This is a genomic window from Actinomyces sp. Marseille-QA0893, assembly GCF_976954355.1.
The window spans coordinates 68,918-89,896 of the sequence record NZ_CDRJSY010000003.1; the positions used below are offsets into that span (position 1 = coordinate 68,918).

The 20,979-nt window shown below is 57.3% G+C and carries 21 protein-coding genes; 13 read left to right on the forward strand and 8 right to left on the reverse strand.

Translation table 11 applies throughout. The annotated features are described in order from the left end of the window. Window positions 1-140: 140 nt before the first annotated feature. From ACWNMW_RS04705 to dnaA, 4 genes are all read right to left on the reverse strand, one after another. On the reverse strand, window positions 141-791 hold the full coding sequence (locus ACWNMW_RS04705; protein ID WP_072457828.1) for a DUF721 domain-containing protein: 651 nt from the start codon (window positions 789-791) through the stop codon (window positions 141-143). Further along, window positions 784-1,944, reverse strand: coding sequence for a DNA replication/repair protein RecF (gene recF, locus ACWNMW_RS04710; protein ID WP_449490201.1), 1,161 nt, complete (start codon window positions 1,942-1,944; stop codon window positions 784-786). Before recF ends, ACWNMW_RS04705 begins: the two co-directional genes overlap by 8 nt. A gap of 12 nt (window positions 1,945-1,956) precedes the next feature. Further along, window positions 1,957-3,090 carry a DNA polymerase III subunit beta gene (gene dnaN, locus ACWNMW_RS04715; protein WP_072457031.1) on the reverse strand — a complete coding sequence of 378 codons (1,134 nt, stop codon included), beginning with the start codon at window positions 3,088-3,090 and terminating at the stop codon, window positions 1,957-1,959. A gap of 393 nt (window positions 3,091-3,483) precedes the next feature. Beyond that, a complete protein-coding gene (gene dnaA / locus ACWNMW_RS04720) occupies window positions 3,484-4,938 on the reverse strand; it encodes a chromosomal replication initiator protein DnaA (RefSeq protein ID WP_449490202.1) in 1,455 nt (484 codons plus the stop codon). A gap of 382 nt (window positions 4,939-5,320) precedes the next feature. Between dnaA and rpmH the strand changes: the two genes are divergently transcribed. From rpmH to ACWNMW_RS04765, 9 genes are all read left to right on the forward strand, one after another. Beyond that, complete coding sequence (rpmH, locus tag ACWNMW_RS04725) at window positions 5,321-5,461, forward strand: 50S ribosomal protein L34 (protein ID WP_009748181.1); 141 nt, start codon at window positions 5,321-5,323, stop codon at window positions 5,459-5,461. A gap of 11 nt (window positions 5,462-5,472) precedes the next feature. Continuing rightward, entirely contained in the window at window positions 5,473-5,841 is a 369-nt protein-coding gene (gene rnpA, locus ACWNMW_RS04730) for a ribonuclease P protein component (RefSeq protein ID WP_449490203.1), read from the forward strand. Then, window positions 5,838-6,245 (forward strand): membrane protein insertion efficiency factor YidD, encoded by a 408-nt coding sequence (gene yidD / locus ACWNMW_RS04735; RefSeq protein ID WP_034501011.1) that lies wholly within the window; start codon window positions 5,838-5,840, stop codon window positions 6,243-6,245. The genes rnpA and yidD overlap by 4 nt, the downstream gene beginning before the upstream one ends. Before the next feature lie 11 nt (window positions 6,246-6,256). After that, window positions 6,257-7,564 carry a membrane protein insertase YidC gene (gene yidC / locus ACWNMW_RS04740; protein ID WP_034501010.1) on the forward strand — a complete coding sequence of 436 codons (1,308 nt, stop codon included), beginning with the start codon at window positions 6,257-6,259 and terminating at the stop codon, window positions 7,562-7,564. A gap of 62 nt (window positions 7,565-7,626) precedes the next feature. Further along, the gene (locus ACWNMW_RS04745; protein ID WP_072457037.1) at window positions 7,627-8,148 is read left to right on the forward strand and encodes a Jag family protein; all 522 of its coding nucleotides are present in this window, start codon (window positions 7,627-7,629) and stop codon (window positions 8,146-8,148) included. Next, a complete protein-coding gene (rsmG, locus tag ACWNMW_RS04750; RefSeq protein ID WP_449490204.1) occupies window positions 8,149-8,814 on the forward strand; it encodes a 16S rRNA (guanine(527)-N(7))-methyltransferase RsmG in 666 nt (221 codons plus the stop codon). 99 nt (window positions 8,815-8,913) lie between these two features. Continuing rightward, on the forward strand, window positions 8,914-9,783 hold the full coding sequence (locus tag ACWNMW_RS04755; protein ID WP_449490205.1) for a ParA family protein: 870 nt from the start codon (window positions 8,914-8,916) through the stop codon (window positions 9,781-9,783). Between the two features lie 159 nt (window positions 9,784-9,942). Beyond that, complete coding sequence (locus tag ACWNMW_RS04760; RefSeq protein WP_399540531.1) at window positions 9,943-11,217, forward strand: ParB/RepB/Spo0J family partition protein; 1,275 nt, start codon at window positions 9,943-9,945, stop codon at window positions 11,215-11,217. A gap of 243 nt (window positions 11,218-11,460) precedes the next feature. Beyond that, on the forward strand, window positions 11,461-12,093 hold the full coding sequence (locus tag ACWNMW_RS04765; protein WP_034501005.1) for an HAD family hydrolase: 633 nt from the start codon (window positions 11,461-11,463) through the stop codon (window positions 12,091-12,093). 76 nt (window positions 12,094-12,169) lie between these two features. On the opposite strand, the gene ACWNMW_RS04770 is transcribed toward ACWNMW_RS04765, so the two are convergent. The 3 genes from ACWNMW_RS04770 to ACWNMW_RS04780 all read right to left on the reverse strand — a co-directional run bounded on the left by ACWNMW_RS04770 (window position 12,170) and on the right by ACWNMW_RS04780 (window position 15,262). Next, complete coding sequence (locus ACWNMW_RS04770) at window positions 12,170-13,120, reverse strand: D-alanine--D-alanine ligase family protein (RefSeq protein WP_314212831.1); 951 nt, start codon at window positions 13,118-13,120, stop codon at window positions 12,170-12,172. Between the two features lie 18 nt (window positions 13,121-13,138). After that, window positions 13,139-14,458 carry an aminotransferase-like domain-containing protein gene (locus ACWNMW_RS04775; RefSeq protein ID WP_448751449.1) on the reverse strand — a complete coding sequence of 440 codons (1,320 nt, stop codon included), beginning with the start codon at window positions 14,456-14,458 and terminating at the stop codon, window positions 13,139-13,141. A 99-nt stretch (window positions 14,459-14,557) separates the two neighbouring features. Further along, window positions 14,558-15,262 carry an MgtC/SapB family protein gene (locus ACWNMW_RS04780; RefSeq protein WP_034500999.1) on the reverse strand — a complete coding sequence of 235 codons (705 nt, stop codon included), beginning with the start codon at window positions 15,260-15,262 and terminating at the stop codon, window positions 14,558-14,560. A 196-nt stretch (window positions 15,263-15,458) separates the two neighbouring features. Here ACWNMW_RS04780 and ACWNMW_RS04785 point away from each other — a divergent pair, with 196 nt between their 5' ends. Next, a complete protein-coding gene (locus ACWNMW_RS04785; protein WP_449490307.1) occupies window positions 15,459-16,133 on the forward strand; it encodes an ABC transporter ATP-binding protein in 675 nt (224 codons plus the stop codon). Continuing rightward, window positions 16,130-17,479 (forward strand): FtsX-like permease family protein, encoded by a 1,350-nt coding sequence (locus tag ACWNMW_RS04790; protein ID WP_449490206.1) that lies wholly within the window; start codon window positions 16,130-16,132, stop codon window positions 17,477-17,479. The genes ACWNMW_RS04785 and ACWNMW_RS04790 overlap by 4 nt, the downstream gene beginning before the upstream one ends. A gap of 296 nt (window positions 17,480-17,775) precedes the next feature. Here the strand turns inward: ACWNMW_RS04790 and ACWNMW_RS04795 are convergent, their stop codons facing one another. Continuing rightward, window positions 17,776-18,516: an LLM class flavin-dependent oxidoreductase gene (locus ACWNMW_RS04795; protein ID WP_314212836.1), complete on the reverse strand. Its 741-nt coding sequence runs from the start codon at window positions 18,514-18,516 to the stop codon at window positions 17,776-17,778. 179 nt (window positions 18,517-18,695) lie between these two features. Between ACWNMW_RS04795 and cmtR the strand changes: the two genes are divergently transcribed. Together cmtR and ACWNMW_RS04805 are read left to right on the forward strand one after the other, a co-directional pair. Beyond that, window positions 18,696-19,064 (forward strand): Cd(II)/Pb(II)-sensing metalloregulatory transcriptional regulator CmtR, encoded by a 369-nt coding sequence (cmtR, locus tag ACWNMW_RS04800; RefSeq protein WP_019126703.1) that lies wholly within the window; start codon window positions 18,696-18,698, stop codon window positions 19,062-19,064. Then, window positions 19,061-20,965, forward strand: a complete 1,905-nt coding sequence (locus ACWNMW_RS04805) for a heavy metal translocating P-type ATPase (RefSeq protein ID WP_449490207.1) — start codon at window positions 19,061-19,063, stop codon at window positions 20,963-20,965. Before cmtR ends, ACWNMW_RS04805 begins: the two co-directional genes overlap by 4 nt. Window positions 20,966-20,979 lie beyond the last annotated feature (14 nt).

The window sequence follows — 20,979 nt, forward strand, 5'->3', positions numbered from 1 at the left end:
CAATAAAACAACCGTTCCTATTCTACCGAAAAGGCAAGGGGAAAGCCCTGATTGACACCGCTATGAGGGGTAATCACTCACAGGAACTATCCGCGAAATCTTGCGGTTTTTGAGGCTGTGATCAGTCACACGTTCAGAAACTACGCGTAGGTATCTCGAGGACCGCGTCCAGGCACTGATAAACGGCCCTTTTTCCACGAAGGAGAGGCCGGTGGACGCAAGATCACCTGCTGAACAACACCCTCACCCACAGCCTCGGCAATATTGCGCTCAAGCTGGGGAAGAAAGAGCTGAACGTTCTTAAACCAGTTCGTCGAATCGCATTGCACAATGACTCGTCGGTCTTCAATTGCTTCGATCCTGCAGTGAGCAGCAATCTCCTCGCCGGCAATCTGGCTCCACCTCGACATGAGATCCCCCATGCGAGTGTGCTCTTGCCAACCGCGCTGAGCAATGAGGGAATCAACCGTGAGTCCAAGGCGCTTAGGTTCACGGTATTTTCGGCGCAGTGGCGCCATTCCTGGCATTTTGATCCATCGGCTTCCCGCCCGCGAGACAACGGTCGAAAGCGCACTGAATTCACCATCGGGGTCAGCCTCGGAATCAACGCTCACGTCATCAAGCTCGTGCTCATCATCGAGCAGAATTTCTTGCGCAAACTCTTCACTTTGGCCACTAATTGAGCGGCGTCGAGTCCGCAAGGGCACACGGTAGTGTCCCTGGGCTTGTGCTCTGGCTTGTGCACGCCGTAGTGCTGCGGAGGCGTATTCAAAATCGGAAAATTCACTCATCACCGACCACCGTTCCAAGCTCAGGATCCCAGTGAACAGCATGAGTCTGAGCGTGCAATTCTGGCGGAACATCATCGGCGACAGCTGCCGTGATCAATACCTGTTCCGCTCCGGTAATCATACGTGTTAAACCTGCTCGGCGGGAGGAGTCTAGCTCTGCAAATACATCGTCGAGAATAAGAATCGGGGTGTCACCATCGCGAGAAAGCAACTCGAAAGCACCCAAACGCAGTGAAAGTGCAACCGACCATGTCTCACCGTGGCTTGCATAACCTTTCACTGGCATCCCACCAAGGGAAAGTTTGAGGTCATCTCGATGCGCGCCGACCAAATTTACCCCTCGTTCGGCTTCCTTCATACGCGAAGCAGCGAGCAGGTCCTTGAGTTCTTCTTTGAGTTGCGCGGCGCTGGCCTCGGGTGCGCAACTTCCCTGGGAAGCGACGAATTCGATATCCATTTTCCGAGGCGACCCACCGATTTCTTCGTAAGCATCGGCTGCGGGCCTGCGAAGTTCGGCGACGAGGCCGGCGCGAGCAAGGCTCAGTTGAACAGAAAGCTCGGCGAAGGTCTCATCCCACACATCAATCGTTGAAAAATCGGGGGTATATCCCCTGCGCAGTTGAGATTGCGCGCTTTTCATCAGCGCCGCTCTTTGACGAGCAACCTTCTCAAAATCATTCTTTACCTGCGCAATGAGCGGGTGCTGTTGAATGAGCAAATCGTCCATAAATTGACGACGAAGCTGCGGGTCACCGCGAACGATTTGAAGATCTTCGGGTGAAAAGACCACGCTTTTGAGCAGGCCCAAGACTTCTCTTGGACGCACCTGAGTACGGTTTACCTTCGCGCGGTTGGCTTTGCCGCGGACAATTTCGAGCTCAATAACGGTTTCGCGCTCACCGGCGGTGACGAGTTTGACTCTGACCACTGCACCGCCGGGTTGGGGCTCATCTGCCGCAAGCGGGAGACGCACGAGCGCCTGCTCGGCACTGACGCGGTGCGACGAGAAAGCCGAAAGGTAGGAAACCGCCTCGACAAGGTTGGTCTTCCCCTGGCCGTTAGCACCCAGAAGCACTGTCGTCCCGGGCGAAAACTCCACTACCGCATGGCGGTATGAACGAAAGTCATCCAGCGCAACGTGCGAAACTCGCACACAAACTCCAGATCAGATTCCGTAGCGGATCGGCATGAGCAGGTAGCGGAAATCGGTTGATTCTCCGCCGTCTGCCTTCTCTTGGCCCGTGATGACCGCAGGCTTCGTGGGGTGGGTGAAACCGAAACGAACGAAGTCCGTATCCATCACCGACAGACCTTCGCTGAGGTACTGCGGGTTAAATGCCGTCGCGATGTCTTCACCCATGAGCTGCGCAGGAACAACTTCGGAAGCCTGAGCGTTGTCGCCTTGGCCAGCTTCGAGGACAAGCTGACCATCGGAGAAGGACAGTCGAACACTGGTCTTGCGTTCGGCAACCAAAGACACGCGCTTGACTGCTTCGAGCAGGGTATGGCGCTCAACAATGGCCTGAATTGTTGTGGTTTCGGGGAAAAGCCTGCGAACGGGCGGGTAATCGCCATCCATGAGGGTCGAGGTCGTGCGTCGTCCACCGGCCTGGAAACCAATGAGTGAGGAGGCACCGGGCTGAGATTCTTGGGACAGACCGACGTCGACCTTTGCACCACTGGTCATTGACTTGGCAACGTCTTGGAGGATCCGCGCCTTCACCAATGCGGCTTCGGACATATCGGAAACCGAATCCCAGTGAAGTTCACGCATGGCCAAGCGGTAACGGTCGGTTGCCAAAAGCGTGATGTTGTCGCCGTCGATTTCAACGCGAACTGCAGTGAGCAGGGGAAGAGTTTCATCGCGCGACGCAGCAATTGACACCTGAGCAACGGCCTGGGCAAAAACCTGCGAATCAACAGATCCGGCAACCTGGGGCTGTCCGGGAAGCAAGGGATATTCATCAATGGGCATGACAGCCAAGGTGAAGTGCGAAGAACCGCAAGAAAGCGAAACTTTTTGTCCGTCAACTTCGATGGTGACGGGCTTGTTGGGCAGTGACTTTGAAATATCGGCTAGAAGTCGACCTGAAACCAGGACTTCGCCTTCTTCGTCAACGGATGCAGGAATTCGTGAATTTCCCGAGACTTCGTAGTCAAAGGAGGACAGAGTCAGTTCTTGACCCTGGGCTGAAATACGCATTCCGGCAAGGATGGGGCTTGCAGGACGGGTAGGAAGTACACGCGCTGTCCATGAAACAGCTTCAGCAAGCACGTCGCGGGCGACGGTGAACTTCATGGATTCTCCTTGGAACTGAATAAAGAAATACCGGTTGTTAGTTTAGCTGGCTGTAGGCGTCAAGGAAACTGAAAAATTCGCCGGTGTGGAGTTCACCAGGGAGCTTGAGTGATGCGGGCGAATTTTTGTTATTTGTCTTGAACTTAGTTCGTCTTCGTCATCGGCTATGTGGATAGTGTGGATAAGTGGTTCTTTCCGCTTAATGACAAGAATTTCATCGTGGACGTAGATGTGTATCCGAGTGTGAACGAACTACATCTTTTTGTGGAAGAAATTTTTGTCATTCTCGAAGGTCCACAGCTTCCCTTTTCCTGTACACATGTTCACGCTGCGATTTCACCACAGTTTCCACAGCTTCTGTGGATTGCACCGAAAATGGGAGTAATTCGCCATTTAACCCAGTGTCGCTGACTCGCGCGCCGCCTGCTTGATGCGGTTCGTCAATTCGGTGACGTAGTTAAAGGTCTCCCTCTTTTCTGCCATCAATCCGACGATCTTCTTATTAGCGTGCATGACAGTTGTATGGTCGCGTCCGCCAAATGCTGCGCCGATCTTGGGCAGGGACAAATCAGTGAGTTCTCGGCACAAGTACATCGCGATCTGACGTGCTTCGACGACGACATGCGAGCGATCCGAAGACGAAAGCTGATCGATGGTTACCCCGAAGTAGGTCGCAGTCTGACTCATGATCAAGGTAGGCGTTACCTCGGTATCTTGAGGATCCGAAGCGAAGTCCTTGAGGAGCATTTCCGCCATCGATACGGTGACGGGTTCCTTTGACAGGGATTCAAAGGCCGCGACGCGAACGAGCGCACCTTCAAGTTCGCGAATATTCGAAGAAATTCGTTGAGCAATGTACTCCAAGACACGAGGATCCACCTCGATGTTTTCTGCACTCGCCTTCTTCTGCAAAATTGCGATACGCGTTTCAAGATCAGGCGGTAAGACATCGACCAAGAGACCCGCAGCGAAGCGAGAACGGATGCGGTCTTCCAAATCGAGTTCACGAGGCGGAACATCCGAGGTCAGCACGATCTGCTTTCCCGCGTTATAGAGGGAATTGAAGGTGTGGAAAAACTCTTCAACCGTGCGTTCTTTGCCTTGAATGAACTGAATATCGTCGATCAGAAGCACATCGACTTCGCGGTATCGCCGCTGGAACTCTTCGATGCTCTCCTCACGAACGGAGTTAATGAAGTCGTTCGTAAATTCCTCTGAATTCACGTAGCGCACGCGCATCTGCGGGAAAAGCGAAAGCGTGTAGTGGCCGATGGCGTGAATGAGGTGGGTTTTTCCCAGACCGGAATCACCGTGAATAAAGAGGGGGTTGTAAGCGCGACCGGGAGTTTCCGAGACCGCAAAAGCTGCAGCATGGGCGAAGCGATTCGAGGGACCAATCACGAAAGTATCGAAAGTGTGCTTCGGATTCAGGTGGGTACTAGCGGTGTCGATTGCTAATTGCGGGCTACTTGACGGCGTTGCCTGAGCCGTGGCGGCTTGGTGTGGTGTGGTAGCGCTTGGTTGAACCTGGCCCTCGCTTTCCACCGACGAGGCGACTGGTGAGGGTTGCTCGACTGGTTCGGGTTCGGGTTCAAGAGAGGGATCGATGGTGACCGCTAGACGAACACTGCGCCCAAGGATGTTGGTTAGAGAAGCAGTGAGATCAGTCGCGTCATTGTTTTCGATCCACTTCTTTGTGAAATCGTTGGGAACAGCGATCAAGATCGTTCCGTCAATGTCGCCCAGGGGTTTTGCTGAGCGTAGGAAAGACAAGGTTGCAGGTCTCAATTGGTCTGAGATTTGAGCAAGTGCCTCAGACCATGCCTGAGTAAGGGCATCGATAGACACAAGAACCTCCGGAAACTGACGTGAGATAGGACACGAGAAATGATATCTGTCGAAATCATCTTCCACCGATAACTCTAATATGATGCCACGTTTTCCACAGCTGGGGATATACCTGTGGATATTTAATCCCCAAATGACATTTGTGTAGTTACAAGACCTCCCCGTTGAGTGACAAAGAAAATCTCTCTATCCACAGGTTTGTGGATAACTTGCAATGTGGATAACTTACCCCTTATGTATCCACACCTCCTTCCACAGGTGTGGATGGCCTGAATTAAGTGGCTCTTTCGTTGACGGAACGGCGAAAAACCCTTAGGCTGTTGGTTCGTATGTGTTTGTCGTTGAGATAAACACCGTCCATGACCAATTCGAGGAGATATCAGTGACCACCAAGCGGACTTATCAGCCGAACAACCGTCGTCGTTCCAAGACGCACGGCTTCCGCCTGCGTATGAGCACCCGCGCTGGCCGTGCGATTCTGGCTGCGCGTCGTCGTAAGGGCCGCGCCCGCCTCTCCGCCTGAGCTTTCGCGAGGTGTTGCCCCGCTCGAACCGCATGGTGAATCCAGCGGACTTCCGCCTCGCAATCCGAAGCGGATCGCGCGCGGGTCAGCAAAGGCTCATTGTGCATTGTCGAACCGACGAGGAAAGTGATTCACGCCTCGTCGGTTTCGTCGTACCTAAGAGCCAGATCAAGCGAGCAGTTGGGCGCAACCGAGTTAAGCGTCAATTGCGCCATCTCATGGCCGATCGCCTCAGTGCACAGCCTGCCGGTGCCCGCGTCGTCGTCCGCGTAAAGGCCGATGCATTGGGTGTCACTTCGGAGCAATTGGGTGAAGAATTAGATCAGGTTTTGGCCAGGGCATGGAAGAAATGGGATCGATCTTTGGAGGGACGCGCATGAGCTCTCCTTTCGCGTATATCGCAATCATCCCCGTGCGCGTGTACCAGCGTTTCATTTCCCCACTTTTCGCGCCGCGTTGCCGCTACTACCCCACCTGCTCAAGCTACGCCCTCGGCGCTCTGCGCACCCACGGCCTCGTCAAGGGAACGCTATTAGCCATCTGGCGAATCCTTCGCTGTAACCCCTGGAGCCTCGGCGGGGTCGATGAAGTTCCCGCACGCGGAAAGTGGACCAGCGAAGCGTGGACGCCACCCCAGGACTGGGCCGGCTACGACGATCCATGGGCACAAACCCCCATGGGCATGGATCGCACCGATGACAAGACATCGGTCGACACTCTTGAAGACTTCTCGGCGAAGGCCGAGCATCACGCGGACGCAGTGAGCGTCCCCCGCGCATCATAAGGAGATCTCCTGTGGATTCGATTCTCTATCCCTTTGCAGTAGCGGTCGCCTGGCTCTGGGTCAGGATTCACGACCTGCTGTTGCTCGTTGGAATGAACAGCGGTGCAGGATTCACATGGGTCCTGTCCATCGTTCTGCTGACCATTTTGGTGCGCGTGCTGATCATCCCGCTGTACCTCAAGCAGCTCAAGAGCATGCGAGGCACGTCGATTGTTCAGCCTCAGATGCAGAAGATTCAGGCCAAGTACAAGGGCAAGACGGATATGGCCTCCCGTCAGCGCATGCAGCAGGAGATTTCCGAGCTCAATAAGAAGTACGGTGTGAACCCCTTCGCCTCGTGCTTGCCGATGCTCGTTCAGCTGCCGGTTCTCTTCGCGATGTACCGTGCGATCTACGCCATCCACGCCCTGGCAGAAAGCAGCTACCAGGTCGGTTCGCGTCACGTGGACTCCCTGGGTCCGATCACTCAGGCCGTCGCCTCGGAAATCGACTCCTCGCAGGTTTTCGGCGTCCCGCTGTCCCACACGATCCGCGACTCGTCCTTTGCCTCGCTTCCGACGCTGATCTTCGGTGTCTTCATCGTCATCATGGTCGCGACGCAGTTCTTGACCATCCGTCTGACGATGACGAAGAACATGCCGCAGAACCAGGATCCGAACAACCCCATGGTTCGTTCGCAGCGCATGATGATGTACGTTATGCCCTTCATGTTCATCTTCTCGGGCCTGTTCTTCCAGATGGGTGTCGTCATCTATACGACGACCGCGGGTATTTGGGGCTACCTGCAGATGCTGTGGGTCATCAAGAACATGCCGAACCCGAATTCCGCTGCTTACAAGGAGCTCTTGGCCAAGCGTCAGAGTGCCTACCAGACGTGGGCTCGCCCCTTCTTTGCCGATTACGATGAGAAGCGTCGCGTTTTGGCCGATGGTTCCGATGAACTCAAGGCTTTGAACTCGGCTACTTTGAAGGAGTTGCGCGCTCGCGCAAAGCGCCAGAAGGTCGCCTCTGATTTCCCCGAGGTCATGAGCGAGGGAGAGATCGTTTCGATCTACCGCAATCTTTCGATGCAGGAATGGACGACCCTTCCCGACGAGGTGTGGATGCGCGGAGTCAAGGTTGCGACCGAACGCGCGGCGGATCGTCGCGAGGCCGCAGCCAAGCGTGAGGAAGCACAACGTCAGGCACGTACCCGTTCGCCTCGTGCACAGGCGGCCTCCGAGAATCCGAACTCCTCGGTTGATGCTGACGAACTCGAGCGCAAGCGCCAGGAGCGCCGCAAGGCTCGTCGCGCCGCTGCAAAGAAGAAGAAGCGCTGAGCGCGCCACCACAGACCACTCGATGCCCATGGCATCAAACATCCCCTGATGGAGGAAATACTATGAGCGAAGATACGTCCAGCGAGCTGTCACGCCTGGAGGAAGAAGGCGAACTCGCAGCCGACTACCTGGAAGAGCTTCTCGATATCGCTGATCTTGACGGCGATATTGAAATCGATGTCGAAAATGGCCGCGCACTGGTTGAGATCATTTCCGAGGACCCCTCTGCTCTTGACCACCTCGTTGGCGAGGACGGTGAAGTCGTTGATGCGCTCCAAGAACTGACTCGACTTGCCGTCCAGACCGAAACCGGCGAGCGTTCGCGCCTCATGCTCGACATCGCAGGCTTCCGCGCTGATCGTAAGGCGGATCTGCAGGATCTGACTCACGAGGCCATCGCGCGCCTGCGTGCAACCGGTGAGCCGCAGAAGCTTGAGCCGATGAACCCCTTCGAGCGCAAGGTTTGCCACGACGTTGTTGCCTCTGAGGGTCTGCGCAGCGAATCTGAAGGCGTTGAGCCCCGTCGCCGTGTCGTGATTCTTCCCGCCGATGAGTCCGCCATTGATGAGGCCGAGGAGGCGTGAGTGGACACCCTCGCGGGCGGCTCGGGTGAGCTAGAGATTGAACTTGAGGTTCCCGGACCTGAAGTTCGCGAACTTTTCGGCTTGGCATATCCAGATATCGCCGAGTTTGCCAACATGTTGGTTGAAGAGGGAGAGCTTCGCGGACTGATTGGTCCGCGAGAGCTTCCCCGGCTCTGGTCGCGCCACCTCGTGAACTCTGCTGCGGTTCTTGATTTCCTACCAAAAAAGGGACAGGTTCTCGACGTCGGATCGGGAGCCGGATTCCCGGGTATTGTCATCGCTGTATGCAGGCCGAACCTAGATGTTCACCTTGCGGAGCCCATGGCTCGGCGCTGCGAGTGGCTTGCCGTTGTTGTTGATGCACTTGGTTTGGATAACGTCACTATTCATCAAGCACGTGCTGAAGAACTCCGAGGTAAGGGCAAGGCAGACGTCGTGACCTCGCGAGCGTTGGCGAATATGACCAAGCTTGTCCGTATGACCTCGAAGTTAATTGCCCCCGGTGGTTCACTGGTTGCACTTAAAGGTCGTCGCGCGGGTGAAGAGGTCGAGGCTGCGCAAGTTGAGCTCAAGCGCCACCATTTGGCTGCCTCGATTCACGAGGTGCCTTCCGTGATGGAGGATGACTCGACCTTCGTTGTCGTCGCGAAGAGAGTTCGCTCGTAGCTTGCCGGGATAGCTCTGGTAGCGCGTGTCCTCAGCTATCAGGGTGTGTTCTTCTTGCCTACACTTGTGTCATTGACGTGCGAGAAAGGCTCAACTTCTATGGCCGGTCAGACTCCGCTTTCGGATCAGATCACCCAAAACTTTCAAGATCGCGCCTTCTTGGAGAAGGCAAAGTTTGGTGTGCCTTCTTTTACTCGCGTGATCGCCGTTGCCAATCAAAAGGGCGGGGTTGGCAAGACCACGTCGGTTGTTAATCTTGCTGCGGCGTGTGCTTTGGGTGGGTTGAAGGTTGTCGTGATCGACGCCGACGCTCAGGGCAATGCCTCGAGTGCGCTGGGCATCGCGCATACCCCCGGTACTCCTTCGACCTATGAGGTGATCACTGGTCAGGCTTCGATTGGTGAGGTCCTCCAGGCCTGCCCTGATTTAGATAATCTCTGGGTTTGTCCGGCGACGATTGACTTGTCTGGGGCCGAGATTGAGCTTGTTGATCTTGCGCGGCGCGAGTTTCGCCTTGCCGACGCAGTTTCGCATTTCGTCGAGGCCTATCAGCAAATTGATTTAGTTTTCATCGATTGCCCGCCTTCCTTGGGTTTGGTCACTTTGAATGTCATGGTCGCAGCTGATGAGGTTTTGATTCCGATTCAGACCGAATACTACGCGCTTGAGGGCCTGAGCCAGCTATGGTCCACCATTGATCGCATCAGTGGTGACCTGAACCCGAAACTGCATGTTTCAACTATGTTGTTGACCATGGCCGATAAGCGAACGAAACTTTCCGAAGAGGTTGAGTCGGAAGTTCGTTCACACTTCCCAACCCAAACACTCCAGACAGTGATTCCTCGTTCGGTGCGCGTCTCTGAAGCTCCGAGCTATGGGCAGAGCGTTATTACCTATGATCCAAATGGCGCGGGTAGCCTCGCATACCGGAAAGCTGCACTCGAGTTGAGTCTGCGTCTGGCCAAGTAGTTCTATTTCGTTTTTCGGAAGGCACTTTTTCGGGATTCAGTGGTCCTGAGAATCTCAGGAGAAGGACGCTGTGAAAATCGTTTTTTGATTGTTCGGTCCACATTTTTGTGTTTCACGTGAAACAATGGATTCATCATCACGAGTACGCGAGATTGGTAAATGAGCATGGCGGAGCACTCCGAATCACAGCATAAGGCTCAACGGCGAGCAGGTTTGGGCAGAGGGCTCGGTGCCCTTATCCCCCAGGCACAGAGTGAGAATCCTGAGGAGGTAGCAAAGCGTCCTCTTGACGTTCTCTTCCCCGGTCAGCGCTCAAGCATGACGGCACGCGGTGGTTCAGCGCGCGAACTGCTTGAACCTAAGAGTCGAAAATCGACGAGCGGGCGCGGTTCGACTCCCCCGAAGTCTACTCGGGCACGTAAGAGCCAGGACTCGAAGGTGCAGCAACCCTCGCAGGCCGACGGAAAGAAGGAAGCGGCGTCTACTTCGGTATCGGCCGCGGTCGAGTCTTTAACCGATACTCGCGTTGATAGAAGCGATGTTTCACGTGAAACATCAGAACTTCTGAACGTTCCTGGTGCGACCTTCGCAGAGATTCCTTTGGAGCAGATTGTTCCCAATACCCGTCAACCGCGCCAGGTGTTTGACGAAGATGATCTTAATGAACTCGCAGCCTCTATTCGCGAGGTAGGTGTCCTGCAGCCGATTGTTGTTCGTAGGATTGCGCTCGATCAGGTACCGTCAGAAACGCTCAAGCAGTTCCTTGAGGAGAAACCTGAGGCACGCTACGAGCTCATTATGGGTGAGCGCAGATTGCGTGCAAGTGAATTGGCTGGACTATCAAGCATTCCTGCAATTGTCCGCCATACCGAGGACGAGGATCTTCTGCGTGACGCTCTGCTTGAAAACCTGCACCGCGCACAGCTCAATCCCCTTGAAGAAGCCTTCGCCTATCAGCAACTTATGGCAGATTTTGGTGCAACGCAGGAAGAACTTTCGAAGAAGATTGCGCGTTCACGGCCGCAGATTGCAAACACACTTCGACTTCTTAAGCTACCTGCATCCGTACAGAAGAAGGTATCAGCGCAGGTTCTGTCGGCAGGCCATGCACGTGCACTTCTCGGGCTGAGTACGCCGGAAGAAATGGAGATTCTCGCTAACCGCATCATTGCAGAAGGACTTTCTGTACGTACGACAGAAGAGCTTGTTCGCCTGGGTTCAATCCAACGCCCGGCGCATCACTCGGTGAAGCGGATGAAGGTTGCCTCTCCACTTGGTGAACATATGAGCCAGGTCCTCGCAGACGCCTGGGACACCCGCGTGACGATCTCTGAGGGTAAGCGCAAGGGTAAGATCATCATCGAATTCGCGGGTAGTGAGGATCTTCAACGTCTTGCGGATCTTCTCCTTCCAAAGGCGAACCGCGAAGACTAATCCAAGCCGGCTGGCGCACCTGTTGTATTTGATGGGATGCGCGCTAGGGTAAGCATTCACTTGAGCTGGACGAAAGTGCTGCAGCCGAAGATGAGGCTTTGGCGAGGTCGGTAGCAAGACTCGAAAGAGAGAGCTCATGTGTGGGTGATGTTTCACGTGAAACATCACCCACACGTCTATGAGAAGGCGGTTTGTTGTCGGGGCAGTAATGCGAGACAATAGAGCCGGAGGTTCACAGCACTTATGGATAGACCACAACCTGATCTCATCTACTTCGACATTGGTGGAGTTCTGGTCACACAGCGGCCTGATCCTGGGCAATTTGCCTCGATTCTGAACCTAGGGAACGAGCCTCATGTGCTAACACTCGTCGACCATGCGATCTGGGCCCATCGAGACTCATATGACGAAGGCATGACAGACAAGGAATTCTGGAATGCCGTCAGCGGCGACTGTGGGCTACCCGAGCCAAGCGAATCGCAACTCGATGAACTTGTCACTGCTGACTCTCGGCGAATGTATGGCATTGATGAGTGTGCCGCGTACCTTCTTGAAGAGCTGAAGTCTAAGGGCTACATCATGGGGGTCCTGACGAATATGCCAGCGCCTCACGCGTCAATCGTGATGGAAAGTCCGTGGGCACATAAGTACTTCAATGGACCAATGATCTTCTCATCCTATGTTGGAGTCGCAAAACCGAATCGTGGAATCTATCGCGAGGCGATTGAAGCCGCGCGGCTCGAGGCAGAGAAAATTTTGTTCATCGACGATCGCGAACAAAATACGAAGGCGGCGGAGTACTTGGGTATTTCGACCTTGAGCTGGGCAAACGCGCATGAAACCAGGGAAGAGCTCATTCAGCTCGGGCTTCTCTAAAACATGAAAGTTAGGGGCGGGCACCTTCATAGTGCCCGCCCCTACTATGCGAAATAATGAGCGCTAAGCGGCTAGGTCAATCCCGGCTTGCAACGTAGCGAACGATAGCCGCGCAGATCTCGTCAAAGGAACCTGTGGCCTCGGCAGCCTGGGGGAAGAGCGAAGTGTCGGTCATTCCGGGCGAAACATTGGCGTCAATGAACCAGAAGCTGCCGTTGTCATCAACAATGAAGTCGATACGCGAGAGATCACGAAGACCAAGCAGTTCGTGGATCTGAATTGCGGCGGCCTGGACATCCGTCATCTCATCGTTGCTCAGGCGAGCGGGTACAAAGTATTCGCTCTCATCGGTTGTATAGCGTGCCTCGTAATCGTAGTGACCGTCATCGGTCGAGACCTCGACAGGCGGCAAAGCGATGGGTCCTTCGTCAAGATCCACAACCGAAACGGCGATATCGCGACCTTCAATGAAACGCTCAAGCATGACATGTTCCTCATAGGAGAAAGCATCGACCATGGCGGAGCGAAGATCACCGGGATCCTGAGCACGAGACATTCCAAGAGCCGAACCGCCCGAAGAAGGCTTTACGACAAGCGGGAAAGTAAGGGAAGAGTTGATCATCCCAAGAACGTTATGTGCTCCGAGCTGGCGGAACAGGAGCTGGGGAAGGGCAATCCATCCGGGGGTATCAAGCCCGGCCGCGCCAACAAGGGCCTTGGCGGTGGGCTTGTTGGAAGCAAGCATCGCCTGCGCAGGTGTTGACCCAACGTAAGGAACCCCGACACCCTCGAGAAGGGATTGAAGGGAGCCATCTTCACCCAAAGATCCGTGGACAAGCGGCCACACAACATCGGGGCCGAAAGCGGAAATCTCTGAAGGAAGATTCTGATCAAAATCGACGACCTTTGCATCAAAACCCTGGTTGATCAGGGAGTTTGCAACGCGACGTCCGGAGCGGACCGAAACATCACGCTCATGGGTCAGCCCGCCCGCGACAATAAGGACCTTTAATGAATCAGTGGACATGACGATTTCTCCTCGGAATTAGTCTTCGGTGTGAACGGAACCATCATGACGGTTCGTTAAAAATTCAGCTTCTTCTTCGGGTGCAACGCCGAACATATCGACGAGCTGCTTCTCAGCATTAACAACGCCAGCAAGGCGACGAATACCTTCACGGATACGATCGGGTTCGGGATAGCAGAAGGACAAGCGCATGTGATCGGCACCGCGGCCGTCGTAGTAGAAAGCGGTACCGGAAACGTAGGCGACCTGTGCCTTTACAGCGCGAGGAAGCATGCTGCGCGCATTCAAACCCTCGGGCAGGGTCACCCACGTGTAGAAACCGCCATCCGGAGTCGTCCACGAGCACTCAGGCATGTACTCCGCCAAAGCATCCAACATGGCCTTGCAACGTTCGGCGTACATTGCGCGATAGACCTTGACTTGGCTATACCAGTCATAACCGGCCAGGTAGCTCGAGAGGAACATCTGACCGAACATACCCGGGGACAAAATCGCGGCCTCAGAAGCCAGCACCAGCTTCGCGCGAATGGCGTGAGGAGCAAGGGCCCAACCGATACGCATACCGGGCGCAAACATCTTCGAAACCGAACCCAAGTAGACAACGCCCTCGGGAGACCACGAACGAAGCGCGGGAAGCGGATCGGAATCAAAACCGAGCAGACCGTACGGGTTATCTTCCAAGATCAGCACGTGCTCACGCATGCAGATTTCGGCGATTAAAGGTCGACGCTCCAAGGAGAGCGTGACGCCCGCAGGATTGTGGAAGTTTGGGATCGTGTAGAGGAACTTAATGGCGCGACCGGCGGACTTCAGGCGACGGATTGTCTCTTCTAAGGCCTCGGGAATGATGCCATTTTCATCCATATCAACGTGAATGACATCGGCTTGGCGGGCACGGAAACAGCCCAGGGCACCAACGTAAGAAGGAGACTCGGCCAAAACAACGTCACCGGAATCGATAAAGAGCTCGGCCATCAGGTCAAGCGCCTGTTGCGAACCCGTCGTAATGACGACGTCGTCAGGGTCAGCGCCGATGATGCCGTCATAGGTCATGACGTTGACGAGCTGCTCGCGCAAGGGCTCCCAGCCCTGACCGGAACCGTATTGCAGTGCCTGGGCGCCAGAAGAAAGAATCAGCTCCTTCGCAGTCTCGGCCAAGCTCTCCAGAGGAAGATCCTTCAGGTTCGGCATCCCGCCCGCAAGTGAAACAACCTCGGGCCGCGAGACGACAGAAAAAAGCGCGCGAATCTCAGAAGCTCGCAGGTTGTGAGCTCGATCGGCGTAGGCATCAAACCACGGGTCGAGTCGAGTTCCCTGCAACTGAGAATCCTGAGTCATAATCGCGAACCTTTCTGAGTCACTATGTCAAAAGACACACGTCCAAGTGTGCCACTATTCGCCCACTATTGGATACCGTCAACGAGGCCGTGGATACCTTTAATCCAAGCCGTGCGGATCCGCTTCTTCAACCGAGTAGATCCCGGGAAGATCTGAGATCGTTGCAATCAGCGCCGGGAGTGCGACACGGTCCGCGGTCGTCGTTTCGATGTATGCGTGACCGCGCTTGCCTTCGGTATCACTGCGAACCTGGGAAATACGCCATTTCGATTCTGTCATCACGTTCATCACACGGCGCATCACCCCTTGCCCGGAGTCAAAAACAACCTCAAGAACAACAGTATTTGGCCGACGCGGGGAATGCGGACCGATGTGGCGGGCAAGCGGCGTAAGGGCAAAAACAATGAGGAAGTGCATGAGCGTCACTGCAACGCCCGCGACCCACAACCCCGCACCACACGCCATACCAATCCCGGCGGTTTCCCACACCGTGGCGGCGGTGGTCAGGCCTCGTACCGCACCTGACCGGGTCAAAATAATGCCAGCACCGAGGAAGCCAATACCGGAAACAATCTGCGCGGCGACACGGGAGGGGTCTACGCGGACCAAATCTGCGGCGAGCACATCGTCGAAGCCATACTTGGAGACCACCATGAGGAGAGCAGAGGTCATGCCAACGATCGCATCCGTGCGTAGACCCGCGCTCTTTCCACGTGCCTGACGTTCCAGACCGATCAGAGAAGACAGGAGTAGGGCGAGGAGAATCCCGGCAATCTGCTCAAAATGTTGGGTTAGGGTCAGCATGGCCTTCCTCGGTGATAATAACGGCGTGCACGTAATTGTTTCCTAGGGTACATCCCCATCGTCACGACCAGGGGTAAATCAGGGCAATACCCAATAGTGAACGCGGGTAGCTCACGAGCACACTAAAACTATGACTACTCCACTGCAGCAGGGCGCAAGCGCGCCAGACGCACCCAACGCATCCACGGCCTCGGGAATGATCGTTCGCGGGCTGACAAAAACCTACCAGCGAGGCGGAAACACGGTCTACGCACTCGCGGGAGTAAGCCTCTCGATCCCTCAGGGGAGCCAACTGGCCATCATGGGACCCTCAGGATGCGGTAAAACGACCTTGCTGCACTGCCTCGCGGGGGTTCTTCGCCCGACTTCGGGAAGCATTATGCTCGACGGTACCGAATTGGCGGCGATGAGTGAGGGGGCGATCTCGCAACTGCGGCTGCGCAATTTTGGTTTTGTCTTCCAAGACGGTCAGCTCCTCCCCGAGCTGCCATGTCAAGAGAATGTTGCGATGCCGCTCATGCTGGCGGGAGTGTCGCGCAAGAACGCGGTTACTCAAGCACAGCAGATCCTGATGAATCTGGGGCTGGATGGTGCAGGCCCCTACCGCCCGGGCCAACTTTCCGGCGGGCAAGCACAACGCGTCGCTATTGGGCGCGCGCTCATCACCCACCCCAAAGTCGTCTTTGCTGACGAACCAACGGGCGCGCTGGACCAGGGGACAGGGGCTGAAGTCATGAGCGTCCTGACCGGAGCGTGCTCGGCGACGGGTGCCAGTCTGATCTTGGTCACCCACGATCCTTCAGTTGCGGCGCGCCTCCCGCATGAAATTCACATGCGCGACGGCTTGATCGATCAGCAGGTGTCTCGATGAGCGCAACACTGACCGCAGCCAAGGCAACGTTGCGTTCGCGTGACCGAGCGACAACAATCCTGACGGTTCTTGCTTTCGCTTTCCCGCATGCGATTTTGCTGAGCGTCACAGGAGGGGTGTGCGCATTTGTCTCTCGCGTAAGTAACCCACCGGCCGGTTTCAGCGATGTCGCAACCTTCTACGTGGTGATGGCGTGTTTTGCTGCAACGCTGATGACTGTCCCGATCCTCTCGATGGGTGGTGCGGCAGCGCGCCTGGGGCTGAGTCGCAGAGCGCGTGACCTTGCTGTACTGCGACTCATTGGCTTAAAACCAGGGCAAACGCGACTGGCCTGCGTCATCGAGACCGCGGTTTATGCGCTGGTCGGTGTTGTTGCGGGTTCGCTGCTGTACGCAGCGTGCTTACCCGGGTGGACTTTGATTTCATTCCAGGGAATTGCCTTGAGTGTCGGCGAGATGTGGGTCGGTCCCCTGATCCTCATTGCCGAGGCCGCACTGATGATGATCCTTGCAGCTGCCTCCGCGATGCTTGCGATGCGTCGCGTGGCCGTCACGCCCCTAGGAGTGAGCCGAAGAAGCGATGTGTCGAAGGTGTCTCCGGTGGGGCTGGGCATCATGGTCGCCCTCATGGTCGTCTGGCTCTTTATTGGTGGAACCATCTGGAATGCAGGAATTGCTATCGGCTTGTCGGTGCTATTGGGATTCATGGGCGTGATCTTTGCCTTGGTCAACGTCGTCGGTGCCTTGAGTGTCTCGGTCTTGGGACGAATCATGTCCGCATGCGCGCGTACGCCGCAGATGATGCTCGCTGGAAGACGCATTACTGATGATCCCAAGAGCGTGTGGAGGTCTTTCGGCGCGATTGCCCTAGTTGCCTTCCTCGTGGGAGTACTTATGCCGCTCTTTGAGGCAACAAGCGTGTCGAGTAGCCCCGATATGGAAGAGACCAGTGTGATCCTGCTCGGTGATATCCGTACGGGGATGCTGCTGACTTTCGGAATCACACTGGTTTTGGGAGCGATCTCTACGGCGATCAACCAGGGGATTCGCGTCATTGATTCGATCGATCAGATTAAGGCCTTGGAGTACATGGGTTCTCCGGCAAAATTCCTGGACCGCTCGCGCAGGCTTGAAATTATGCTTCCTGCCGTGCTCATGATCGGCGGTGCGCTGGTGCTGGGACTGTGCTTCATGTCCCCGGTACTGACCATGGGAGTGTCCTTCAGCAGTATGGGAATCTTTATCGGGATGACAGCGGGAGGAGTCGCGCTGATTCTCCTTGCCTCAGAAAGCACCGGTCCACTGCGCCGCAGGCTGCTCAGTGACATGCGTGAAGGAATGAAATAGAAAGTCTGGTAACGACAGGCGTGCTGAAAAAATGTCAGATGTCTGCCTGAGCTGGGAAAACGTGCACCTAGGGTTGCACGTTTTCCCTGCTTTTAACGTTTTAGACGGATTAAAATTAAGCGTATTAGATCGAGAGGTCAGGGGCTCGAACTGGTGAGCTTCCACCTGCAATGGCGCCGGTGGAATGACGGGCCGGTGTCTTTGCCCCTACAAAGGCACCGGCACGTCAGCCCCTCAATCACGCGGGCAATTAACTCAATCCACCTAGTGGCACACGAGCCTTGCCACGAACAGATTCACTGAATCGGATAACCCGTCACCGGACCCTGATCGGCTGGAATCCACCCCAGTTCAGGAGCAACATACTTCGCAAAGTTGCTAATAATCGACAGATTCTCTTCAAACCCCAGCTGGTTGGGAATTGTCAGCAACAAAGTATCCGCTGCAGCAATAGCCGGATCGGCCTGAAGCTGCTCGATCAAAACATCGGGCGTAGCGGCATAGGAACGGCCAAAAGTCGCTGTTCCCATATCCAAACGTCCGACCTGATCGCTTGAGTATGCTTCCAAGCCATACATTCCGCGATCCTTCGCGCTGAGCAATGGAAAGATCGAACGCGAAACGGAAACCCTAGGTGTCCACGAGTGTCCCGCTTCTTTCCATGCCGCCCGGTAGAGTGCAATCTGTTCGCCCTGGATCTCGCCAAAGCTGCGATCATCGCTTTCAAAGACCAGGGTCGAGCTCATCATATTGACACCATCGCGAGCACTGAGCTCAGCCGAATAGTTCGAACCTGCACCCCACCAGATTCGCTGACGCAGGCCCTCAGAGTGAGGGAAAATCGGCAGAGGCGAACCGGGTTGGACCATCAGTGGATACTGCTGGTCCTCAGGCGCGGCAGTTGCCATCCCCTTCCCCTCAATGGCCTCGAGAAAACGATAGAACTTCTCGCGAGCCATATCGCCACCGCGGCCATCAGCGATCTGGTCCAGTGCAGCAGCTTCCTCAGCCAAGTACAGCGGGTTTTTGTAGCACATATGGTGGTTGCAAACACCGGTTCACCTAAGCTTGGTTGCATGGTTGAACTGGTGTCGCTGAGGAAGACGAACGAGGTGGCGCGAGAGGTGACCGTAATTCCCGAGGGCAAGCGCGCGGAGCGCGGGCGGCAGCCCCTGCAACTGGACTATTGGTCAGCTATCACTGTATAGTTCAGTGCATGCTGACTATTGCTTCGCGCCTCGACGTCATGAACCGGCTCGGCCGGGCCATGGCCGATCCGACGCGCTCCCGGATCCTGATGTCCCTGCTTGACGGCCCGAGCCACCCCGCCGTGCTCTCGCGCGAGCTGGGGCTGACCCGCTCGAACGTGTCCAACCATCTGACCTGTCTGCGCGACTGCGGCATCGTCGTCGCTGAGCCCGAGGGGCGGCAGACCCGCTACGAGATCGCCGACCCGCACCTGGCCGCGGCGCTGACGGCGCTGATGGACGTGACGCTGGCGGTGGACGAGAGCGCCCCGTGCATCGACCCGCACTGCTCGGTGCCCGGCTGCTGCGGTCCGAGCGGCTCCGAGGACGCCTCGTGAGCGCCGCCTGCGGCTGCGACGAGCCGACCACCAACGCCGCTGAAGAGGCAGAGGAGACCGAGCGCCCGTGGTGGCGCGACCCGGGCCTGGTGGTGCCGATCCTCTCCGGGGTCGCGTTCGGCACCGGCCTGGTGCTGGAGTGGTCGGGGCTGCACGTCGCGGCGCTGGTCGCGTTCTGGGCGGGCCTGCTGCTGGGCGCGTACACGTTCGTGCCCGGCGCGCTGCGGAAGCTGTTCGCCAAGCGGAAGCTCGGGATCGCGCTGCTGATGACGATCAGTGCCGTCGGCGCGGTCATCCTCGGCTACGTGGAGGAGGCCGCCGCGCTGGCGTTCCTGTACTCGATCGCCGAGGCCCTGGAGGACAAGGCGATGGACCGCGCCCGCGGCGGCCTGCGCGCGCTGCTCAAGCTCGTGCCGGAGACCGCGACCGTGCTGCGCGACGGTGCCTCGGTGGAGGTCCCGGCCAAGGAGATCGCCGTCGGCGACGTGCTGCTGGTCCGTCCGGGCGAGCGGGTCGTCACCGACGGGATCGTCCGCGTCGGACGCTCCAGCCTGGACACCTCCGCGATCACCGGCGAGTCGATCCCGGTCGAGGTCGCACCCGATGACGCGGTCTCGGCGGGGGCGATCAATACCGCCGGAGTGCTGGAGGTCGAGGCGACCGCCGCGGGCACCGACAACTCGCTGACCACGATCGTGGAGCTGGTAGAGCAGGCCCAGGCCGAGAAGGGTGACCGAGCCCGGATCGCTGACCGGATCGCCAGCCCGCTGGTGCCCGGCGTGATGGTCCTCGCCGTCCTCGTCGGCGTGCTCGGGTCCCTGCTCGGCGACCCGGAGACCTGGATCACCCGCGCCCTGGTCGTTCTCGTCGCGGCCAGCCCCTGCGCGCTGGCGATCGCGGTGCCCGTCACCGTGGTCTCCGCGATCGGCGCGGCGACCAAGTTCGGCGTCGTCATCAAGAGCGGGGCCGCCTTCGAGCGCCTCGGCGGCATCCGGCACCTGGCCGTGGACAAGACCGGCACTCTGACCCGCAACCGGCCCGAGGTAACCGCCATCGTCGCCGCCCATGGGTTTGACGATGTGCAGGTGCTTGCTTGGGCTGCCGCCGTGGAGCAGCACTCGACGCACCCACTTGCCGCCGCCATCACCGCCGCGGGCCGGGGAACCCCCGCCGCGCAGGACGTGGCCGAGGAGGCCGGGCACGGCATCGGTGGCCTGGTCGACGGCCGCAGGGTGGCGGTGGGCAGTCCGCGCTGGATCGACGCCGGTCCGCTCAAGGCCCGGGTCGAGGACCTGGAGGCCGAGGGGCAGACCTGCGTGCTCGTCACCGTCGACGGCTTCCTGGCCGGGGCGATCGGCGTCCGCGACGAGCTGCGCCCCGAGGTCCCCGAGGTTGTGCGGACCCTGCGTGACCAGGGCGTCGAGGTGAGCATGCTCACCGGCGACAACTCCCGCACCGCTGCTGCGCTGGCGAAGCTGGCCGGGATCGGCGACGTGCACGCCGAGCTGCGGCCCGAGGACAAAGCCCGCATCGTCACCCAGCTCTCCGAGGCCTCACCGACTGCGATGATCGGCGACGGCATCAACGACGCCCCCGCCCTGGCCGGTGCGACTGTGGGCATCGCGATGGGCGCGACCGGCTCCGACGCCGCGATCGAGTCTGCCGACGTCGCCTTCACCGGGCGCGACCTTGGCCTGATCCCGCAGGCGCTGCGGCATGCCCGCCGCGGCCGGGTGATCATGAACCAGAACATCGTGCTGTCCCTGGCGATCATCGCCGTGCTGCCGCCGCTGGCCATCACCGGCGTGCTCGGCCTGGCCGCGGTCGTCCTCGTCCACGAGGTCGCCGAGGTCGTCGTTATCGCCAACGGGCTGCGCGCAGCGCGTGCCCACAAACGATAGGGGTGGCATCGAAC